This is a genomic window from Mesorhizobium sp. YM1C-6-2, assembly GCF_003666685.1.
Taxonomy (GTDB): domain Bacteria; phylum Pseudomonadota; class Alphaproteobacteria; order Rhizobiales; family Rhizobiaceae; genus Mesorhizobium_K.
In genome coordinates this window covers 296,163-314,721 of the sequence record NZ_RCIZ01000003.1, presented here as the reverse complement: position 1 = coordinate 314,721, position 18,559 = coordinate 296,163, and the positions used below count along the sequence as shown (strand labels likewise).

18 protein-coding genes are annotated in these 18,559 nt (G+C 66.2%); 7 read left to right on the top strand and 11 right to left on the bottom strand.

Annotated features, from left to right (window positions below; translation table 11 throughout):
* The first annotated feature begins 11 nt into the window (after nucleotides 1–11).
* The 4 genes from D8676_RS10190 to D8676_RS10175 are packed head-to-tail and all read left to right on the top strand — an operon-like array spanning nucleotide 12 to nucleotide 3,965.
* The gene (locus D8676_RS10190) at nucleotides 12–764 is read left to right on the top strand and encodes an ABC transporter permease subunit (protein WP_121580763.1); all 753 of its coding nucleotides are present in this window, start codon (nucleotides 12–14) and stop codon (nucleotides 762–764) included.
* Nucleotides 765–1,469, top strand: coding sequence for a fumarylacetoacetate hydrolase family protein (locus D8676_RS10185; protein ID WP_121580762.1), 705 nt, complete (start codon nucleotides 765–767; stop codon nucleotides 1,467–1,469).
* Nucleotides 1,462–2,982, top strand: a complete 1,521-nt coding sequence (locus D8676_RS10180; RefSeq protein WP_245426705.1) for an acyl--CoA ligase — start codon at nucleotides 1,462–1,464, stop codon at nucleotides 2,980–2,982. The genes D8676_RS10185 and D8676_RS10180 overlap by 8 nt, the downstream gene beginning before the upstream one ends.
* Nucleotides 2,982–3,965: a 2-dehydropantoate 2-reductase gene (locus D8676_RS10175; RefSeq protein WP_121580760.1), complete on the top strand. Its 984-nt coding sequence runs from the start codon at nucleotides 2,982–2,984 to the stop codon at nucleotides 3,963–3,965. The genes D8676_RS10180 and D8676_RS10175 overlap by 1 nt, the downstream gene beginning before the upstream one ends.
* A 151-nt stretch (nucleotides 3,966–4,116) precedes the next feature.
* On the opposite strand, the gene D8676_RS10170 is transcribed toward D8676_RS10175, so the two are convergent.
* The 7 genes from D8676_RS10170 to D8676_RS10140 form a co-directional block, all read right to left on the bottom strand.
* Nucleotides 4,117–4,515 (bottom strand): F0F1 ATP synthase subunit epsilon, encoded by a 399-nt coding sequence (locus D8676_RS10170; RefSeq protein WP_121580759.1) that lies wholly within the window; start codon nucleotides 4,513–4,515, stop codon nucleotides 4,117–4,119.
* Nucleotides 4,512–4,760: a hypothetical protein gene (locus tag D8676_RS10165; protein WP_121580758.1), complete on the bottom strand. Its 249-nt coding sequence runs from the start codon at nucleotides 4,758–4,760 to the stop codon at nucleotides 4,512–4,514. Before D8676_RS10165 ends, D8676_RS10170 begins: the two co-directional genes overlap by 4 nt.
* A gap of 6 nt (nucleotides 4,761–4,766) precedes the next feature.
* Nucleotides 4,767–6,239, bottom strand: coding sequence for a F0F1 ATP synthase subunit beta (gene atpD, locus D8676_RS10160; protein WP_121580757.1), 1,473 nt, complete (start codon nucleotides 6,237–6,239; stop codon nucleotides 4,767–4,769).
* Between the two features lie 57 nt (nucleotides 6,240–6,296).
* Nucleotides 6,297–7,181 carry a F0F1 ATP synthase subunit gamma gene (locus D8676_RS10155; protein WP_121580756.1) on the bottom strand — a complete coding sequence of 295 codons (885 nt, stop codon included), beginning with the start codon at nucleotides 7,179–7,181 and terminating at the stop codon, nucleotides 6,297–6,299.
* 15 nt (nucleotides 7,182–7,196) lie between these two features.
* Nucleotides 7,197–8,726, bottom strand: a complete 1,530-nt coding sequence (gene atpA, locus D8676_RS10150; protein ID WP_121580755.1) for a F0F1 ATP synthase subunit alpha — start codon at nucleotides 8,724–8,726, stop codon at nucleotides 7,197–7,199.
* Entirely contained in the window at nucleotides 8,726–9,286 is a 561-nt protein-coding gene (locus tag D8676_RS10145) for a F0F1 ATP synthase subunit delta (protein WP_121580754.1), read from the bottom strand. The genes atpA and D8676_RS10145 overlap by 1 nt, the downstream gene beginning before the upstream one ends.
* 235 nt (nucleotides 9,287–9,521) lie before the next feature.
* Entirely contained in the window at nucleotides 9,522–9,917 is a 396-nt protein-coding gene (locus D8676_RS10140) for a DUF4345 family protein (protein WP_121580753.1), read from the bottom strand.
* A 135-nt stretch (nucleotides 9,918–10,052) separates the two neighbouring features.
* On the opposite strand from D8676_RS10140, the gene D8676_RS10135 reads away from it, so the two are divergent.
* A complete protein-coding gene (locus tag D8676_RS10135; RefSeq protein ID WP_183097050.1) occupies nucleotides 10,053–10,574 on the top strand; it encodes a class I SAM-dependent methyltransferase in 522 nt (173 codons plus the stop codon).
* A 4-nt stretch (nucleotides 10,575–10,578) separates the two neighbouring features.
* Here the strand turns inward: D8676_RS10135 and D8676_RS10130 are convergent, their stop codons facing one another.
* Complete coding sequence (locus D8676_RS10130) at nucleotides 10,579–12,774, bottom strand: primosomal protein N' (protein WP_121580751.1); 2,196 nt, start codon at nucleotides 12,772–12,774, stop codon at nucleotides 10,579–10,581.
* 92 nt (nucleotides 12,775–12,866) lie between these two features.
* On the opposite strand from D8676_RS10130, the gene fsa reads away from it, so the two are divergent.
* Nucleotides 12,867–13,523, top strand: a complete 657-nt coding sequence (fsa, locus tag D8676_RS10125; RefSeq protein WP_121580750.1) for a fructose-6-phosphate aldolase — start codon at nucleotides 12,867–12,869, stop codon at nucleotides 13,521–13,523.
* A gap of 8 nt (nucleotides 13,524–13,531) precedes the next feature.
* On the top strand, nucleotides 13,532–14,338 hold the full coding sequence (locus tag D8676_RS10120; protein WP_245426703.1) for a fumarylacetoacetate hydrolase family protein: 807 nt from the start codon (nucleotides 13,532–13,534) through the stop codon (nucleotides 14,336–14,338).
* 16 nt (nucleotides 14,339–14,354) lie between these two features.
* Here the strand turns inward: D8676_RS10120 and D8676_RS10115 are convergent, their stop codons facing one another.
* The 3 genes from D8676_RS10115 to leuS are packed head-to-tail and all read right to left on the bottom strand — an operon-like array spanning nucleotide 14,355 to nucleotide 18,506.
* Complete coding sequence (locus D8676_RS10115) at nucleotides 14,355–15,323, bottom strand: tripartite tricarboxylate transporter substrate binding protein (protein WP_121580748.1); 969 nt, start codon at nucleotides 15,321–15,323, stop codon at nucleotides 14,355–14,357.
* Between the two features lie 17 nt (nucleotides 15,324–15,340).
* On the bottom strand, nucleotides 15,341–15,889 hold the full coding sequence (lptE, locus tag D8676_RS10110) for an LPS assembly lipoprotein LptE (protein ID WP_121580747.1): 549 nt from the start codon (nucleotides 15,887–15,889) through the stop codon (nucleotides 15,341–15,343).
* A complete protein-coding gene (gene leuS, locus D8676_RS10105) occupies nucleotides 15,876–18,506 on the bottom strand; it encodes a leucine--tRNA ligase (RefSeq protein ID WP_121580746.1) in 2,631 nt (876 codons plus the stop codon). The genes lptE and leuS overlap by 14 nt, the downstream gene beginning before the upstream one ends.
* Between the last annotated feature and the right edge of the window lie 53 nt (nucleotides 18,507–18,559).

Sequence of the window (18,559 nt, the reverse complement as noted above, 5' to 3'; positions counted from 1 at the left end):
GAGATTCGGCCATGACGATATTCGGCTACCGCATACCAATGATGGCGTCGCTGCTTGTCTGGTGCGTCGCCTGGGAGATCGTCGGCCGGCTCGACCTCATGATCATGGTGCCGCCCTTCAGCGAAGTGCTGCGGGCAGCCGTCGATCTCGTGCAGACGCCGTCCTGGCAGAGCGCGACCGTGACGACTCTGCGCGCTTTCGCCATCGGCATGGCGCTGTCCATCGTCGTCGGCGTGCCGCTCGGCATATTGATGGGCCGCATCAAGCTCGCCGACGAACTGCTCGGCATGTGGGTCAGCATCTTCTCCTCGGCGCCGCTGTCGGCACTGGTGCCGGTGCTGATGATCCTGTTCGGCTTCGGCGAGAAGACGATCATTGCCGCCGTCTTTCTGTTTGCGATCTGGATCATCGTGCTCGACACACGCGCCGGCGTCCGCCATATCTCGCCCTCGCTGATCGAGATGGCGAAGTCCTATGGCGCCACGAAGCGGGCTCTCTACGTGAAGATCATCCTCTGGGCGGCGCTCCCCGAAATCCTCGCCGGCATACGGCTCGGGCTAATTCGCGGCGTGAAGGGCGTCGTCATCGGCCAGTTGCTGGTCGCCATCGTCGGGTACGGGGCCCTTTTCGAGACCTTCTCGCGCAATTTCCGCATGGCCGAGTTCTGGGCCCTCACCATCATCCTCTTCGCCTTCGCGCTGCTCATCTCCGAATTGATCGAGCGGCTGGAGGCGAAGGTCGAATTCTACGCAGGAGCAAGATAAATGAACATCAAGGCCTCGGCCTCCAGCTACGTCATCGAACCGGCCGCCATCCCGGCCATTCCCATCGCCGGTTCCGACCAGCTTTTCCCGGTGCATCGCGTCTATTGCGTCGGGCGGAACTACGCCGCCCACGCAGTCGAGATGGGACACGACCCGAACAAGGAGCCGCCCTTCTTCTTCCAGAAGAATGCCGACAACCTCGATACGAGCGGCAGTTTTCCCTACCCCTCGGCTTCCAACGACGTGCATCACGAGATCGAGATGATCGTAGCGCTGAAGAGCGGCGGCATCGACATCCCGGTCGAAAAGGCGCTCGACTGCGTCTGGGGCTATGGCGTCGGCCTCGACATGACGCGGCGCGATCTGCAGGGCAAGGCGAAGGACATGGGCAGGCCGTGGGAAGTCGGCAAGGCCTTCGAGCAGTCGGCGCCCTGCACGGCGCTGGTGCCGGCATCGAAGATCGGCCATCCGACGCAAGGCGCAGTCTGGCTGGACGTGAACGGCGAGCGCAAGCAGACCGGCGACCTCAACCAGATGATCTGGAAGGTGCCCGAGATGATCAGCTACCTCTCCGGCCTGTTCGAGCTAGCACCCGGCGACATCATCATGTCGGGCACGCCGTCGGGCGTCGGCCCGGTGCAGCGCGGCGACGTGCTCAAGGGCCATGTCGAGGGCGTCGGCGATCTCGAGGTCCGCGTTGTCTGAAGCCTCATCAATCATAGAACGCCTCGCAGCCGGCGCCGACGACGCGCCGGCCGTTCTGGCGCCGGAGCGGGCAGCGCTTTCGCATGGCGCGCTGCGCCGGCAGATAAGGGCGGCGGCAGAGCAACTGCATGCGCTCGGCCTCGGCCGCAACGACCGCGTCGCCATCGTGCTGCCGAACGGGCCGGAGATGGCGACGGCCTTCCTGTCGGTCGCGGCCTGCGCCTCCACCGCCCCGCTCAACCCGGCCTACCGCGCCGAAGAGCTCGACTTCTATCTCTCCGACATCGGGGCTAAGGCGATCCTCGTCGCCGAGGGCGAAACCGGGCCGGCCGTCGAGGTCGCCGGAAAACTCGGGATCGGCGTGCTGAGGCTGGTCGCGCTGGCGGACGCGCCGGCCGGCAGTTTTCGCATCGAGGGCGGGGCAATCGGTCCGGCGGCTGCATCCGAACTGGCCCAGCCGAGCGACATCGCGCTGCTGCTGCACACATCCGGCACGACGTCGCGGCCGAAACTCGTGCCGCTCAGCCATGCCAACCTCGCCGCATCGGCAAGGCATATCGGCGCGACGCTGGCACTGACGCCCGGAGACCGTTGCCTGAACATCATGCCGCTGTTCCACATCCATGGGCTGATCGCGGCGGTGCTTTCCTCGCTGGCGGCGGGCAGCAGCGTCTTCTGTACGCCGGGCTTCAACGCGCTGCGGTTCTTCCAGTGGCTGACCGAAGCGAAGCCGAGCTGGTACACGGCGGTGCCGACCATGCACCAAGCGATACTGGCGCGCGCGGCCCGCAACGAAGAAGCGCTTGCCGCCGCGAAGCTGCGCTTCATCCGCTCGTCCTCGGCATCGCTCCCCGCGCAGGTCATGGCCGAACTCGAAGCCACTTTCCGCTGCCCGGTGATCGAAGCCTACGGCATGACCGAGGCCGCGCATCAGATGGCCTCGAACCGGCTGCCGCCCGGCCAGCGCAAGGCGGGCAGCGTGGGCGCGTCCGCAGGTCCGGATCTCGCCGTCATGGCGCCGGACGGCACGCTTCTCCAGGCTGGCGCGCAGGGCGAGATCGTCATCCGCGGTCCGAACGTCACCGCCGGCTACGCAAAGAACCCGGAGGCCAATGCGGCAGCCTTCGCTTTCGGCTGGTTCCACACCGGCGATCAGGGCGTACTCGACGAGGACGGCTATCTGCGCGTCACCGGCCGACTGAAGGAGATCATCAACCGCGGCGGCGAGAAGATCTCGCCGCTCGAGGTGGACGACGTGCTGATGGACCATCCCGACATCGCCCAATGCGTCACCTTCGCCATGCCGCACGACAAGCTTGGCGAGGAGGTGGCAGCCGCGATCGTGCTGCGCGAGGGGCGCTCGGCAAGCGAAAGCGAGATCAGGACCTTTGCGTCGGGCAGGCTCGCCGACTTCAAGGTGCCACGCAGGATCGTCATCCTCGACGAGATCCCGAAAGGCGCAACCGGCAAGCTGCAGCGGATCGGACTGGCGGCGAAACTCGGGCTGGGCTGATGAAGATCGCGATCTTCGGCGCCGGCGCGATCGGCGGCTACGTCGCGGCCAAGCTCGCGGCGGCTGGCCGGGTCGACCTCTCCGTGCTGGCGCGCGGAGCGCATCTCGACGCGATGCGCGGCAGCGGCCTGAGGCTCATCGAGGACGGCGTCGAGAAGACGGTGCCTGTGAAGGCCGCGTCAGACGCCGATGAACTCGGAACGCAGGACTACGTGGTGCTGGCGCTGAAGGCCCATTCGGTGGGGCCGGCGCTCTCCCAGTTCGCGCCGCTGATCGGCGAGAACACGGCCGTCGTCACCATGCAGAACGGCGTGCCCTGGTGGTATTTTTACCGGCTCAAGGGGCCGTTCGAGGGGCGACGCATCGAAGCCGTCGATCCCGGCGGCACGATCTGGGACGCGATCGGGTCGCAGCGCGTCATCGGCTCGGTGGTCTATCCGGCGGCGGAGGTCGATGCGCCCGGCCTGATCCGTCATATCGACGGCAGGCGCTTTTCGCTCGGCGAGCCAAGCGGCGAGAAGAGCGAACGGATCACGCGCCTTGCCGAGGAATTTATCGCGGCTGGCCTGCAGGCGCCTGTGCGCCAGGACATCCGCAGCGAGATCTGGCTGAAACTCTGGGGCAATCTTTCCTTCAATCCGATCTCGGCGCTGACCGGCAGCACGCTCGCGGCAATCGTTTCAGACGAAGGCACTCGGACGCTGGCGAGGAACATGATGCTGGAGGCGCAGACGATTGCCGAGGCGCTCGGCGTGTCGTTTCCCGTCCCTGTCGACCAACGCATCAAAGGGGCGGGCGATGTCGGCGCGCACAAGACCTCCATGCTGCAGGATCTGGAGCGCGGCAGGCCGATGGAGATCGACGCACTGGTGACGGCGGTGCAGGAGCTCGGCCGGCTGACCGGCAAAGCGACGCCGACGATCGACGCGGTGCTGCCGCTGGTGCGGCGGCTGGCGATCGAGCGCGGCTGCTATCCGGGGTAGCGGCCGCCGCCTTCAGGAGGCGGCTCACGTCCCTGTCTTCGCCACCTCCTCCTGGGATCCAGTCGCAAAAGCGACTATGCGCGGCTGCCGCCGAAACAAAAAAGCGAGGCCGAAGCCTCGCTTTCGATTTCATGCCCGCATTCGGCGTGGATCAGATCGCCGCCTCGAGCGTGGTGAGGTTGCTGAGATACTGCTCGGCCTTGCTGCGGCTCTGATGGTCTTTGGCGTCGGCGACATCCTCGCGCGCATCCTGGATGCGCTTGGCGAGATCGTCGCGATCGATCGCGTCGGTCGCGACAGCCGATTCGGCGAGCAGCGTGCAGCCGTCCGGCAGGATGTCGGCGAAACCGCCGAACACGCAATAGCGCTCGGTGGCGCCGGCAGCGGTCTTCACCGTGACGACGCCCGGCTTGATCGTGGTCATAACCGGCGCGTGGTTGGCAAGCACCGTCATCTCGCCTTCCGCGCCCGGAATGACGACCGATTCGACTTCTTCAGAAACGAGGAGCCGTTCGGGGCTGACGAGTTCGAACTTGAAGCTAGCCATCAGTTTATCCGTTCAATCCAGTCCGGCGGTACCCAAATCGAATGGCTTCGTGACTTTTTCGGCGCGTCATGAATCCAAAAAGTCAGCTCGACTTGCTGGATGTCAGCATGCCATTCGTCCACAGTCCATTCCCGCCCAATCAGCGAGACCAACTCCTCGACATCTTCCTTCGGCAAGCCTGAGAGGAACTCGTCGCTGAGTTTCAGAAGCCGAACCCGATCGCCCTCGCGATAGTCAGGTTCGGCCATCGTTGATTACGCCGCTTCGGCAGCGAGCTTCTGCGCCTTGGCGATCGCCATGTCGATGCCGCCTACCATGTAGAAGGCAGCTTCCGGCAGGTGATCGTACTCGCCCTCGACCAGGCCCTTGAAGCTCTTGATCGTGTCTTCGAGCGGCACGAGCTGGCCCGGCGAACCGGTGAACACCTCGGCGACGAAGAAGGGCTGCGACAGGAAGCGCTCGATCTTGCGCGCGCGGGCCACGGTCACCTTGTCCTCTTCCGAGAGCTCGTCCATGCCCAGGATGGCGATGATGTCCTGCAGCGACTTGTAGCGCTGCAGCGTCTCCTGGACCTTACGGGCAACCGTGTAGTGCTCCTCGCCGACGATCATCGGGTCGAGCATGCGCGAGGTGGAGTCGAGCGGATCGACCGCCGGGTAGATGCCCTTTTCCGAGATGGCGCGGTTGAGAACCGTCGTCGCGTCGAGGTGGGCGAACGAGGTCGCCGGCGCCGGGTCGGTCAGGTCGTCGGCCGGCACGTAGATGGCCTGCACCGAGGTGATCGAGCCCTTGTTGGTGGTGGTGATGCGCTCCTGCATGGCGCCCATGTCGGTGGCCAGCGTCGGCTGATAGCCCACCGCCGAGGGGATGCGGCCGAGCAGAGCCGACACTTCCGAGCCGGCCTGGGTGAAGCGGAAGATGTTGTCGACGAAGAACAGCACGTCCTGGCCCTGGTCGCGGAAGTGCTCGGCGATGGTGAGGCCGGTCAGCGCGACGCGGGCGCGGGCGCCCGGAGGCTCGTTCATCTGGCCGAACACCAGCGCGCACTTGGAACCTTCGGTCGAGCCGTTGTTCTCGTGCGGGTCCTTGTTAACGCCCGACTCGATCATCTCGTGATAGAGGTCGTTGCCCTCGCGGGTGCGCTCGCCGACACCGGCGAACACCGAGTAACCGCCATGCGCCTTGGCGACGTTGTTGATGAGTTCCTGGATCAGAACGGTCTTGCCGACGCCGGCGCCGCCGAACAGGCCGATCTTGCCGCCGCGGGCGTAGGGCGCGAGAAGATCAACGACCTTGATGCCGGTGACGAGGATCTGCGCTTCCGTCGACTGGTCGACATAGGGAGGCGCGTCCTGATGGATGCCGCGGCGCGACTTGGTCTTGACCGGGCCGGCTTCGTCGACCGGCTCGCCGATGACGTTCATGATGCGGCCGAGCGTCTCGTCGCCGACCGGCACGGTGATCGGACCGCCGGTGTCGGTGACCGGCTGGCCGCGCACCAGGCCTTCGGAGATGTCCATGGCGATGCAGCGCACGGTGTTCTCGCCGAGGTGCTGGGCAACCTCGAGGATCAGCTTGTTGTCGCCGTTCTGCGTCTCGAGCGCGTTCAGGATCTTCGGCAATTCGCCGTCGAAATGAACGTCGACAACGGCGCCAATGACCTGCGCGACACGGCCGGCCTTTCCGGCGGCCGCGTCGGCCTTCTTGGTGGTAGCTGCTTTAGCCATTTTCGTGCCTCTCGTCTTTGTCCTGGTTCCGGAGCCCGTCGATTTCCTGACGGCGTCCTAGAGCGCTTCAGCGCCCGAAATGATCTCGATGAGTTCCTTGGTGATCTGCGCCTGGCGCTGACGGTTGTAGGTGATCGTCAGCTTGCCGATCATCTCGCCGGCGTTGCGCGTCGCATTGTCCATCGCGCTCATCTTGGCGCCCATCTCGCCGGCCGCGTTCTCGAGAAGCGCGCGGAAGATCTGGACGGAAATGTTGCGCGGAATGAGGTCGGAGAGGATCTCGCCCGGCTCCGGCTCGTATTCGTAGACGGCCGCGCCGCCGGATTCCGGCTCGTTCGCAGCGACCGGCGCTGCCGCCGGAATGATCTGCTGCGCCGTCGGGATCTGGCTGATCACCGACTTGAACTCGGAATAGAACAGCGTGCAGACGTCGAACTGGCCTTCGTTGAAGAGCTGGATGACCTTCCGGCCGATCGCGTCGGCATGGGTGAAGTTCAACGTCTTGACCTCACGCAGGTCGACGCGGTCGATGATCAGCGAGGCGAAGTCGCGGCGAAGGATGTCGAAACCCTTCTTGCCGACGGTGATGATCTTGACCGTCTTGCCCTCGCCCTGCAGGCGGCGGATGTGGTCGCGCGCGAAACGCGCGATCTGGCTGTTGAAGCCGCCGCACAGGCCGCGCTCGGCGGTCGCGACGACGAGCAGATGCACGTCGTCCTTGCCGGTGCCGGTCATCAGCGCCGGCGCATCGCCGGCCGAGCCGACGGCCTGGGCGATGTTGGAGAGCACGGCGCCCATGCGCTGCGAATAGGGACGCGCGGCCTCGGCGGCCTCCTGCGCGCGGCGCAGCTTCGCCGCGGCGACCATCTGCATCGCCTTGGTGATCTTCTGCGTCGCCTTGACCGAGGCGATCCGGTTACGGAGGTCTTTTAGCGAGGCCATGCCTTATCCGTCAGCTCAGGCGAAGTTCTTCGCGAAGGCGTCGATATGCTCCTTGAGCTTGGCCCTGGTGTCGTCGCTGATCTGCTTCTCGGTGCGGATCGTGTCGAGCACGGCCTTGCCGTCTGAGCGCATGTGGGCGAGCAGGCCCTGCTCGAACCTGCCGACCTGGGCGACGGTGAGCTTGTCGAGGTAGCCGTTGACTCCGGCGAAGATCACCGCGACCTGCTCTTCCGTCTTCAGCGGCGAGAACTGCGGCTGCTTCAGGAGCTCGGTCAGGCGCGCGCCGCGGTTCAAGAGGCGCTGCGTGGCGGCGTCGAGGTCGGAGCCGAACTGCGCGAACGCGGCCATCTCGCGATACTGCGCGAGCTCGCCCTTGATCGAGCCGGCGACCTGCTTCATCGCCTTGATCTGCGCCGAGGAGCCGACGCGCGACACCGACAGGCCGACGTTCACGGCCGGACGGATGCCCTGGAAGAAGAGGTTGGTCTCGAGGAAGATCTGGCCGTCGGTGATCGAGATCACGTTGGTCGGGATGTAGGCCGACACGTCGTTGGCCTGCGTCTCGATGACCGGGAGCGCGGTGAGCGAGCCCTTGCCGTTCTCGTCGTTCAGCTTCGCCGCGCGCTCGAGCAGGCGGGAATGCAGGTAGAAGACGTCGCCCGGATAGGCTTCGCGGCCCGGCGGACGACGCAGGAGCAGCGACATCTGGCGGTAGGCGACGGCCTGCTTGGAGAGGTCGTCATAGGCGATCACGGCGTGCATGCCGTTGTCGCGGAAATATTCGCCCATGGCGCAGCCGGCGAACGGCGCCAGGAACTGCATCGGCGCCGCGTCGGACGCGGTGGCGGCAATCACGATCGAATATTCGAGCGCGCCGCGCTCTTCGAGCACCTTCACGAACTGCGCGACGGTGGAGCGCTTCTGGCCGACGGCGACGTAGACGCAGTAGAGCTTCTGGCTCTCGTCGTCGCCTTCGTTGAGCGGCTTCTGGTTGAGGAAGGTGTCGAGGATGATGGCGGTCTTGCCGGTCTGGCGGTCGCCGATGACGAGCTCGCGCTGGCCGCGGCCGATCGGGATCAGCGCGTCGATGGCCTTGAGGCCGGTCGACATCGGCTCGTGCACCGACTTGCGCGGGATGATGCCGGGCGCCTTGACGTCGACGCGGCGACGCTCAGTCGCCTCGATCGGGCCCTTGCCGTCGATCGGGTTGCCGAGCGCGTCGACGACGCGGCCGAGCAGGCCCTTGCCGACCGGCACGTCGACGATGGCGCCGGTGCGCTTGACGATGTCGCCTTCCTTGATGTCGCGGTCAGCACCGAAGATGACGACGCCGACATTGTCCTCTTCGAGGTTCAGCGCCATGCCGCGGATGCCGCCGGGGAACTCGACCATCTCGCCGGCCTGGACGTTGTCGAGGCCATAGACGCGAGCGATGCCGTCGCCGACGGAGAGAACCTGACCAACCTCGGAGACCTCGGCTTCCTTGCCGAAGTTCTTGATCTGGTCCTTAAGGATTGCGGAGATTTCCGCGGCGCGGATGTCCATCAGCCGACCTCTTTCAGTGCAAGCTTGAGCGAATTGAGTTTTGTCCTGAGCGACGTGTCGATCTGGCGGGAGCCGACCTTGACGACGAGCCCGCCGAGCAGCGACGGGTCGACGACGGCGTTGATCGCAACGTCCTTGCCGGTGACGCCCTTGAGCGTCGCCTTGAGTTCATCCTGCTGCGCGGCCGAAAGCGGATGCGCGGAGGTGACGTCCGCCGAGACCTCGCCGCGCGCTTCGGCGGCGATGGCGCGGAACGCCTTGATCATGGAGGGTACGGCGAAGAGCCGGCGGTTCTGCGCGACGACGCGCAGGAAATTGCCGACGAGGCCCGAAATGCCAGCCTTGTCGGCGATGGCAACGATCGCCTTGAACTGCTCTTCGGCCGAGAAGACCGGGCTCTTGATCATGCGAGCGAGGTCGTCACTTTCGGAGAGCAGCCCCTCGAAGCGGGACAGATCGGCCTCGACCTTGTCGACTGTGCTGGACTGGACGGCGAGCTCATAAAGCGAGCCCGCATAACGTTCGGCAATACCGGAGACTGGCGAACTGGACTGTGCCACTGATCGTCTTTTCTCTGTCTGGCCCGGCCGCGGACTTTTCGGGGCTAGCGCTAACGCCGGCTAAGTCCCTGGCCTTGTTGGATTTTCCCCGACATGAGCGCACGCGCTCGGCATCCCCTGCCGGAAGTCGAATGCCGTCTAGCACAGGCTTTCCAAGTCCGCAACACGTTGGCGGACGGGCTTTTCCGACACTTTTGTCGCAGTGTGGAGAACTGCCCCGCTAGGCCTGCCGGAATCAGGAAACGAAGCCCAGCGCGAAGGCGAGCGCCAGCGCCGAAAGCACAAGGTCGAAAGCGAGCCAGAGCCAGTTGGCGAGACCGGTGCCGCGATCGGACATCATCGAGACGATTCGGCCGAAGGCGGTGAACAGCCAGGAGAAGCCGAGCGCCATGTAGAGCAGCGGCTGGGCGAGCAGTAGCGCCGAGAGGCCTAGGCCGAGATAGAAGCCCGCCATGTTGGCGCGGGCGGCGGCATACGCTTCCGGACGCTCGGGCTTCGGCGGCAGCCTGAACAGCCTGAAGGAGAGGCCCGGCGCGAAGAGGAGCACGGCGCCGAGGAGCACGGTGACGGCGGCGCTGACCCAGGCGAGCCATTCGCCCTGCGTCACAGGCCACGGAAATGTGAACTCCATAAAATGTCCCCTCACTGCCGCCCGGCATGGCGCCGTCTCTTCTTGCGCGCTGCCCGGACCGATGTTTTCGTGGGCGCCATATTAGCGACTCGGCGTCGCTTCGCCAGATGGGCGGAGGCAACAGGGGAGCACGGCATGGCGGAGAGGACGCCGGAGCGGCTGACATGGGCGGTCGGGAGACTGGGCCTGTCCGGTGACGAGGCGATTCTCGAGATCGGCTGCGGCAGAGGCGTCGCAGTTTCGCTGGCCTGCCCGCTCCTGAACGGCGGGACGATCACGGGAATCGACCGCTCGGCGACGGCGATCAAGGCCGCCACGGAGCGGAACGCGGCGCTGGTCGCCGCAGGCAAGGCGATCTTCCGTCAGGCGGCGATCGAGACGTTCGACGGAGAGGCCGGCCCGTTCGAGACGATCTTCGCGGTTAATGTGAATCTGTTCTGGCTGGATGCAAAGCGCGGGCTGGAAGCGGTTCGGAGGCTACTCGCGGGGAACGGCCGGCTTTTCCTGTTCTACGAAGCGCCTTCGCCCGGCCAGCGGGCGAAGATCGCGGAGATACTGCCAGAGAAACTCGCGGCCGGCGGCTTCGAGGTGCTGGAGACCGAAGCGCCGGACCGATCGAGCCTGCTTGCGGTCGTTGCGCGGGTTGGCGGCCGGTAGCCGGCTACAAAAAGCTCTGCGGGTCGATGTCGACGGCGACGCGGACGGAGCCACGAATTTTCGGACCGGCTGCGAGGAGGGCGCGGATATAGCCCTGCATGTCGGAGCGGCGCTCACCATGGACGAGCAGGCGGAAGCGGTGGCGGCCGGCGATCAGCGCAAGCGGCGCCTCAGCCGGGCCGAGCACCTGGATGTCGGACGAGGCGGGCGCGGCGCGGCGCAGCCCGCGCGCGTGGGCTTCCGCCTCGGCGCGGGTGGCGGCGCTGACGATGATGCCGGCAAGCCGGCCGAACGGCGGCAGGCCCGCCCTCTCCCGCTCCGCGATTTCGCGCCGGTAGAAAGCCTCGGCATCGCCGGAGACGATGGCGCGCATGACGGGATGATCGGGCTGGTAGGTCTGCAGCAGACCGAGGCTCTTCTTGCCGGTGCGCCCGGCCCGGCCGGTGACCTGGCTCAAGAGCTGAAAGGTGCGCTCGGCGGCGCGCGGATCGCCATTGGCAAGGCCGAGATCGGCGTCGACGATGCCGACCAGCGTCATGTTCGGGAAATTGTGGCCCTTGGCGACGAGCTGCGTGCCTATGACGATGTCGGCCTCGCCATTGGCAATGGCCTCCAGTTCCAGCCGCAACCGCTTCACGCCGCCGAGCAGGTCGGAGGAAAGCACGATGGTGCGGGCATCGGGGAAATGGCCGACAACCTCTTCCGCGACACGCTCGACGCCCGGCCCGCAGGCGACGAGATGGTCGAAGGTGCCGCATTCCGGGCAGGCGTCGGGACGTTTTTCGTGATGGCCGCAATGATGGCACACTAGCTGGCCGCGAAAGCGGTGCTCGACAAGCCAGCTCGAACAGTCCGGGCACTGGAAGCGGTGGCCGCAGACACGGCAGAGCGTCAGCGGTGCATAGCCGCGGCGATTGAGGAAGAGCAGCGACTGCTCGCCGCGCTCCAGCGTGTTGCGAACCTCTGCCAGCAGGGCGGGGGACAAGAAACCGCCGCGGGCGGGTGGAGAACGGCGGAGGTCGATCGATTTTAGATCGGGCAGCGAGGCCTCGGCGAAGCGGGCCGACAGCACCGCGCGCGCATAGCGCCCCTGGTCGGCGTTGACACGGCTTTCGATCGACGGGGTTGCCGAGGCGAGCACGACCGGAAAGCCGCCGATGCGGCCGCGCACCACGGCCATGTCGCGGGCATTGTAGGAGACGCGGTCCTCCTGCTTGTAGGCGGGGTCGTGCTCCTCGTCGACGACGATCAGCCCCAGTTCCTGGAACGGCAGGAAGAGCGCCGAGCGCGCCCCGGCGACGACGCGGATGCGGCCTTCGGCGACCTGCCGCCAGACGCGCTCGCGCATCCGGGGCGGAAGGTCCGAGTGCCATTCGGCGGGTTTTGTGCCGAAACGGTCCTGGAAGCGTTCGAGAAAGGCGTGGGTAAGCGCGATTTCGGGCAAGAGGATCAACACTTGCCTGTTCCTGTCGAGCGCGGCGGCGACGGCTTCGAAATAGACTTCCGTCTTGCCGGAACCCGTGACGCCATCGATCAGCGTGACACCCGCCCCGCCCTTTTCCACGGCGGCGCGCAGCGTGTCGGCGACGGCCTTCTGGTCCGGCGACAGCTCCGGCTGGGCGTAGCCGGTATCGGGCGGAGCAACGACGGGACGCGGCGGGATCATCACCGTCTCGAAGACGCCCTGGTCCCTGAGCCCGTCGATGACGGTCGAGGAGACGCCGGCCGCATGGGCAAGCCCCGAACGCGTCCAGGCAAAACCGTCGTTCGAGGCCTCAAGCACGCGGGCGCGGGCGGCGGTCATCCGGTCGGGCACCGCCTCGGTGCGCTGCAGGCCTTCGGTCCAGGGCTCGGGGTCGAAGGCGGCAGGGGCGCGCAGGAGCATGCGAGCCACCATGCCCGGAGCGGCAAGCGTGTAGGCGGAAATCCAGTCGACGAAGCGGCGCGTCTCCGCGTCGATCGGCGGGCAATCGAAAACCTCGGAAATGGGCTTCAGCTTCTTCGGGTCGACAGGATTGGTCTCGGCGTCCCAGACGACGCCTGCAACCTCGCGGGGACCGAGCGGCACGCGCACGATCGAGCCCGGCACGACCTGCATGTCGTCGGGCACAGCATAGGTATAGGGCCGCTCGGCTGGCATCGGCACCAGCACCGGCGCCGCGCGCCCCCGTGCCCCGGTGGGATGCGAATCGTCCTTCATGGCGCGTGACCTTGCCCCGAGTTTCGGCTAGAGCAAAGGCCGAGCATAGATGCCGGGCCCGATGCGAGGCTCAAGCGATTGAGGAGCATGTCATGAAATTCTTTGTCGATACGGCGGACGTGAAGGAAATCAAGGAGCTTCACCAGCTCGGCCTGGTGGACGGCGTGACCACCAATCCGTCGCTGATCCTGAAGTCGGGCGGGAAGATCACCGAGGTGACCAAGCAGATCTGCGATATCGTCGAGGGTCCGGTTTCGGCGGAAGTCGTGGCGACCGAATTCCCCCAGATGATCAAGGAAGCCAAGGTTCTGGCGAAGATCGCCAAGAATGTCTGCATCAAGGTCCCGCTGACGCTCGACGGCCTGAGAGCCTGCCGGGCGATCCGCAATGACCTCGGCCGCATGGTCAATGTGACGCTCTGCTTCTCGGCCAACCAGGCGCTGCTCGCCGCCAAGGCCGGCGCGTCGTTCATCTCGCCCTTCGTCGGCCGCATCGACGACACCGGCTCGGACGGCATGGAGCTGATCTCGGAGATCAGGCAGATCTACGACAATTACGACTACCCGACCGAGATCCTGACCGCCTCGGTACGCACGGTGAATCATGTGAAGCAGGCCGCCCTGATCGGCGCCGACGTCATCACGGCGCCGCCGGCGACTCTGCGCGCGCTGGTCAGCCATCCGCTTACCGACAAGGGCCTCGCGGCTTTCATCGCCGACTGGGCGAAGACCGGCCAGAAGATCGCCTGAGCTTCGACATGGACGCTGCCGCCATCGCCAGAACCATTCTCGCGGCGACCGACGGCGGCGGCCAGATCGAGCCCTTCACGGCGAACGGCAGCGACTTCTCCGAGGCCGACGCCTACGCCGTGACCGCCGAGCTGCGCGCACTGAGAGTGGCGCGCGGCGAAAGGCCGGTCGGCCGCAAGATCGGCTTCACCAACCGCAACATCTGGGACGAATACGGCGTCTTCCAGCCGATCTGGGGCGACGTCTACGACACCACCGCGCTAGATGTCTCGCCCGGCGACCGCGTGCAGGTCTCGCAACTGCCGGAACCGCGCATAGAGCCGGAAATCATCCTCGGGCTCGCACGCGACGTGATGCCGGACATGGGCGTCGACGAAATTTCCCGGTCGATCGGCTGGGTGGCGCACGGTTTCGAGTTCGTCCAGTCGATCTTCCCCGGCTGGCGTTTCCAGGTCGCCGACTGCGTGGCGGATGGCGGGCTGCATGGCCGGCTGTTCATCGGGCCGAGGCGGGACCTGTCCGAGAGAGAGCGCTCCACCCTCGCCTCGGACCTCTCCGCGCTGACGATCAGGCTGAGCCGCAACGGCGAACCGGCCGATACGGGATCGGGCGCGAACGTGCTCGACGGACCAATACAGGCGCTGGCGCATCTGGCGGCGGTGCTCGGAAAGGACAGGCTGAACCCGCCGCTTCGCGCCGGCGAGATCGTCACGACGGGCACGCTGACACGGGCGTTTCCGGTGGTTGCCGGCGAGCGCTGGTCGACGGAGATTGGCGGCTTCGACCTCCCCGGCCTGTCGGTGGAGATCGTCTAGCTCCCGCCTGCAGCAATTATTCGAGCCGGATGCTGGCGGCGGCAGCAGCGTCCTGCATGCGTTTCAGTTCGCGTTCGATCTCCGCCATGAATTCCGCCGGAGAACTAGCGGCGACGACGGCCTGCTGGGCAACGAGCTTGTCGCGGACATCAGGCGAGGCGAGCGCTTGCCCGAGCGCTTCGCTCAGCCTTCTGACGATCGGCTCCGGCGTGCCTTTCGGCGCGACCAGCCCGAAGAACGCCATCCAATTCATGTCTTCCAGCCCGGCCTCGGCGAAGGTCGGCACGTCGGGCAGGGCCGGCAGGCGCGCCGCGCCTGAGACGGCGAGCGCCCGCAGCCGTCCTTCATGCACGAGCGGCAGCGAGGTGGGCAGATTGTCGTACATCACCTCCACCTGGCCGCCGACGGCGTCGATCAGCGCCGGACCCACACCCTTGTAGGGGACGTGGACGAGGTCGGTTCCCGTGGCGAGTTTGAACTGCTCGCCGAGCAGGTGGCTGACCGAGCCGTTACCGGCCGAAGCGTAGGAAAATTCACCGGGATGCGCGCGGGCGAGCGCAATGAAGGCAGCCATGTCGGTGGCCTGGACCGACGGATTGACCGACATGATGTTCGGCACCTCGGCGATGCCGCCGATCGGCACGAGGTCCGTCAGCACGTCGAAGGAAAGGTTTCTGTAGACGGCGGGATTGATGGCAAGCGTAGACGCCGTGCCGATGCCGATCGTGTAGCCGTCCGGCTCCGCCTGTGCGATCGCCGCCGTGCCCATCGAGCCGCCGGCGCCGGCGCGATTCTCCACCACCACGGTCTGGCCGAGCGCCTGGCGCAGCCCCTCGGCGACAATGCGGCCGATCGCGTCGGTCGAACCGCCCGGCGCGAAAGGCACGATCAGGGTGATCGGCCTGGACGGGTAGGCGTCCTGGGCGATAGCCGGCGCTGTGAGCGCCAGCAGGCCGAAGGCCAGGGCTGCCGCGACCCGTTTCATCGTCGCGGCCGCGCCGTTTATTTGGACAATTGCTGCGCGATCGCGAGGTTCAGCAGTTCGGCAAGCTCGCGGGCGGCGCGGTTCTCGGCGTCGAGGCGAGCGCGATAGGCCGCGAATTCCTGGCGCGGGACGTCATAGGAAGACGTGATCCGGCGGGTGCCGCTGGCGACGACCGTGCCGCTCGTCGAGCCGGCCAGCGAATAACGGCCGGTCAGCGTGACCGTGCCGGCGGTCGGCTCGTTGTCGTCGCCGACCTGCACGACGGCGGCCGATTCATGCACCGCGGTGACAACGAGCGTCATCGTATAGGCGGCGGCCGCTGGCTGGCCGGCACCACGGTTGAACAGGAAGATCAGGTGATTGCGCACCTGCTGCGCATAGCGCTGCTCGACCGGCTTGATGGCGATCGACGACAGGTCGGCGGTGACTCCGGCCTGCGTGCCGTCGGACGCCGGATTGGAATAGAGCGGCTTGACGGTGCAGGCCGAGGCCAAAGGAAGTGCAAAGACGAGCGAAAGAGCGGCGGCGCGGCGAAAAGCCGTGAAGGACCAATCAGACGACGACATTGACGATCCTCTGCGGCACCACGATCACCTTGCGCGGCTGCTTCCCCTCGAGAGCCTTCTGCACGACATCGAGTGCGAGCGCGGCTTTCTCGACCGCAACTTGATCCGCGTCGCGGGCGATTGTCAAATCCCCCCGCTTCTTGCCGTTGATCTGGACCGGCATGACGATCTCGCTATCCACAGTCAGCGCCGGGTCGAAAGCCGGCCACGGCTTGTCCGCGACCAGGCCCGAGCCGCCGAGCGCGGCGAAGCACTCTTCCGCCAGGTGCGGCATCATCGGCGCGATCAGCACGATCAGCATGTCGAGCGCCTCGCGGACCGCGGCCTTCATCTCCGGCGACGCCTTGCCGGCAGCGATGTCGGAGATCGGCGTCTGCAGCACGTTGGTGAGTTCGTAGATGCGGGCGACGGCCTTGTTGAAGCCCAGCCGCTCGATCTCCTCGCCGACCGCCTTCACCGCCTTGTGCGCGGCCTTGGATATGGAAGCGGCCTCGCCCTCGCGGGCGGCCTTCGGCTCGACCGACGAAAGCGTGGCGGCCGATTCGGACACCAGACGCCACAGACGCTGCACGAAGCGGTGCGCGCCCTCGACGCCGGCTTCGGTCCAGATCACGTCGCGCTCGGGCGGCGAATCGCTGAGCATGAACCAGCGGGCGGTATCAGCGCCGTAGCTGCCGATGATATCGTCGGGGTCGACCACGTTCTTCTTCGACTTCGACATCTTCTCGATCGAACCGATCTCGATCGGGGTGCCGTCGGTGAGCAGGAACGCCTTGCGCGAGCCGTCGAAGTCCTCGACCTTGACCTCGGCGGGCGTGACCCAGCCCTGCGGACCCTTGTAGGTCTCGTGCACCACCATGCCCTGGGTGAAGAGACCCTCGAACGGCTCCTTGACGCTGTTCAGGTGGCCCGTCGCCTTCATGGCGCGGGCGAAGAAGCGCGAATAAAGCAGATGCAGGATCGCGTGCTCGATGCCGCCGATATATTGCTGCACCGGCAGCCAGCCCTTGTCGCCGTCGACGACCGACAGCGTGGTCGGCGCGTTCTCGTTCCACGGATCGGTGAAGCGGGCGAAATACCAGGACGAATCGACGAAAGTGTCCATCGTGTCGGTATCGCGCCGCGCATCCCTGCCGCATTGCGGGCATTCGACATGCTTCCAGGTCGGATGGTGGTCGAGCGGATTGCCCGGCTTGTCGAAGGTGACGTCGATCGGCAGCTCGACCGGCAGCGCCGATTCCGGCACCGGCACCGCGCCGCAGGATTCGCAATGGACAACCGGGATCGGGCAGCCCCAGTAGCGCTGGCGCGAGATCAGCCAGTCGCGCAGGCGGAACTGCACCTTGCGCTCGCCCTGCGGCCGGCCGCTGACGGCGACGCCGGAGAGGCGCGTGGCGACCTCGTCGAAAGCCTGCGCGGGCTTCATGCCGTCGAGGAAGCGCGAATTGATCATCACGCCGTCGTCGACATAGGCCTCTTCGAGGATGCGGAACGTCGCGGCGTCAGCGCCTTCCGGCATGACCACCGGGACGACCGGCAGTCCGTATTTGTTGGCGAAGTCGAGGTCGCGCTGGTCGCCCGACGGGCAGCCGAAGATGGCCCCCGTGCCGTAGTCCATCAGGACGAAGTTCGCGACGTAGACCGGCAGCGTCCATTCCGGGTCGAAGGGATGGACGACGCGGATGCCGGTGTCGAACCCCTTCTTCTCGGCGGTCTCGATATCGGCGACCGACGTGCCGCGATGGCCGATATCCTCGATAAAGGCCGCGAGCTCGGGATTACCCGCCGCGGCTTTCCTGGCCAGCGGGTGGTCGGCGGCGATCGCCATGAAGGAGGCGCCGAAGATGGTGTCGGGGCGGGTCGTGTAGACTTCGAGTTCGGCGGCGCCGGCGGCGGCCGGATCGGCGATCTCCCATCGGATCAGCAGGCCCTCCGAGCGGCCAATCCAGTTGGCCTGCATCAGCTTGACCTTCTCGGGCCACTTCGGAAGCGTATCCAGGCTGTCCAGCAGATCCTGCGACATCGAGGTGATCTTGAAGAACCACTGCGTCAGGTCGCGCTGTTCTACCAATGCGCCGGAGCGCCAGCCGCGCCCGTCGATGACCTGCTCGTTGGCGAGCACGGTCATGTCCTCGGGATCCCAGTTGACCTTGGCCGACTTGCGCTCGGCGAGCCCCGCCTTCCAGAAGTCGAGGAACATCTTCTGCTGGTGCTTGTAGTAGCTGGGGTCGCAGGTCGCGATCTCGCGCGCCCAGTCGAGCGACAGGCCCATGACCTTGAGCTGGGCCTTCATCGCCTCGATGTTCTGATAAGTCCACGAGCGCGGGTTGACGCCGCGGTCGCGCGCCGCGTTCTCCGCTGGCAGGCCGAAGGCATCCCAGCCCATCGGGTGCAGGACGTTGTAACCCATGGCGCGCCGGTGGCGGGCGACAACGTCGCCCATCGCGTAGTTGCGGACATGGCCCATGTGGATGCGCCCCGACGGATAGGGGAACATCTCGAGCACGTAATATTTCTGGCGCGGGTCGTCGTTCTTCGTCTCGAAGAGTTTTGCTTCGTCCCAGGCCTTCTGCCATTTGGGTTCGGAAGCTCGCGCGTTGTATCGTTCGGTTGCCATGACCGGTATTTCACTTATGAAGAGCGGGCGATTCCGCCGGCCAGGCCCGCGGA

What these genes read in the sequence shown, in the direction of transcription:
- atpA (WP_121580755.1), bottom strand. Translation starts at nt 8,726, where the DNA reads ATGGACATCCGCGCCGCGGAAATCTCCGCAATCCTTAAGGACCAGATC.
- D8676_RS10140 (WP_121580753.1), bottom strand. Translation starts at nt 9,917, where the DNA reads ATGGAGTTCACATTTCCGTGGCCTGTGACGCAGGGCGAATGGCTCGCC.
- D8676_RS10185 (WP_121580762.1), top strand. Translation starts at nt 765, where the DNA reads ATGAACATCAAGGCCTCGGCCTCCAGCTACGTCATCGAACCGGCCGCC.
- fsa (WP_121580750.1), top strand. Translation starts at nt 12,867, where the DNA reads ATGAAATTCTTTGTCGATACGGCGGACGTGAAGGAAATCAAGGAGCTT.
- D8676_RS10115 (WP_121580748.1), bottom strand. Translation starts at nt 15,323, where the DNA reads ATGAAACGGGTCGCGGCAGCCCTGGCCTTCGGCCTGCTGGCGCTCACA.
- lptE (WP_121580747.1), bottom strand. Translation starts at nt 15,889, where the DNA reads ATGTCGTCGTCTGATTGGTCCTTCACGGCTTTTCGCCGCGCCGCCGCT.
- D8676_RS10120 (WP_245426703.1), top strand. Translation starts at nt 13,532, where the DNA reads ATGGACGCTGCCGCCATCGCCAGAACCATTCTCGCGGCGACCGACGGC.
- D8676_RS10165 (WP_121580758.1), bottom strand. Translation starts at nt 4,760, where the DNA reads ATGGCCGAACCTGACTATCGCGAGGGCGATCGGGTTCGGCTTCTGAAA.
- D8676_RS10175 (WP_121580760.1), top strand. Translation starts at nt 2,982, where the DNA reads ATGAAGATCGCGATCTTCGGCGCCGGCGCGATCGGCGGCTACGTCGCG.
- atpD (WP_121580757.1), bottom strand. Translation starts at nt 6,239, where the DNA reads ATGGCTAAAGCAGCTACCACCAAGAAGGCCGACGCGGCCGCCGGAAAG.
- D8676_RS10155 (WP_121580756.1), bottom strand. Translation starts at nt 7,181, where the DNA reads ATGGCCTCGCTAAAAGACCTCCGTAACCGGATCGCCTCGGTCAAGGCG.
- D8676_RS10190 (WP_121580763.1), top strand. Translation starts at nt 12, where the DNA reads ATGACGATATTCGGCTACCGCATACCAATGATGGCGTCGCTGCTTGTC.
- D8676_RS10130 (WP_121580751.1), bottom strand. Translation starts at nt 12,774, where the DNA reads ATGAAGGACGATTCGCATCCCACCGGGGCACGGGGGCGCGCGGCGCCG.
- leuS (WP_121580746.1), bottom strand. Translation starts at nt 18,506, where the DNA reads ATGGCAACCGAACGATACAACGCGCGAGCTTCCGAACCCAAATGGCAG.
- D8676_RS10135 (WP_183097050.1), top strand. Translation starts at nt 10,053, where the DNA reads ATGGCGGAGAGGACGCCGGAGCGGCTGACATGGGCGGTCGGGAGACTG.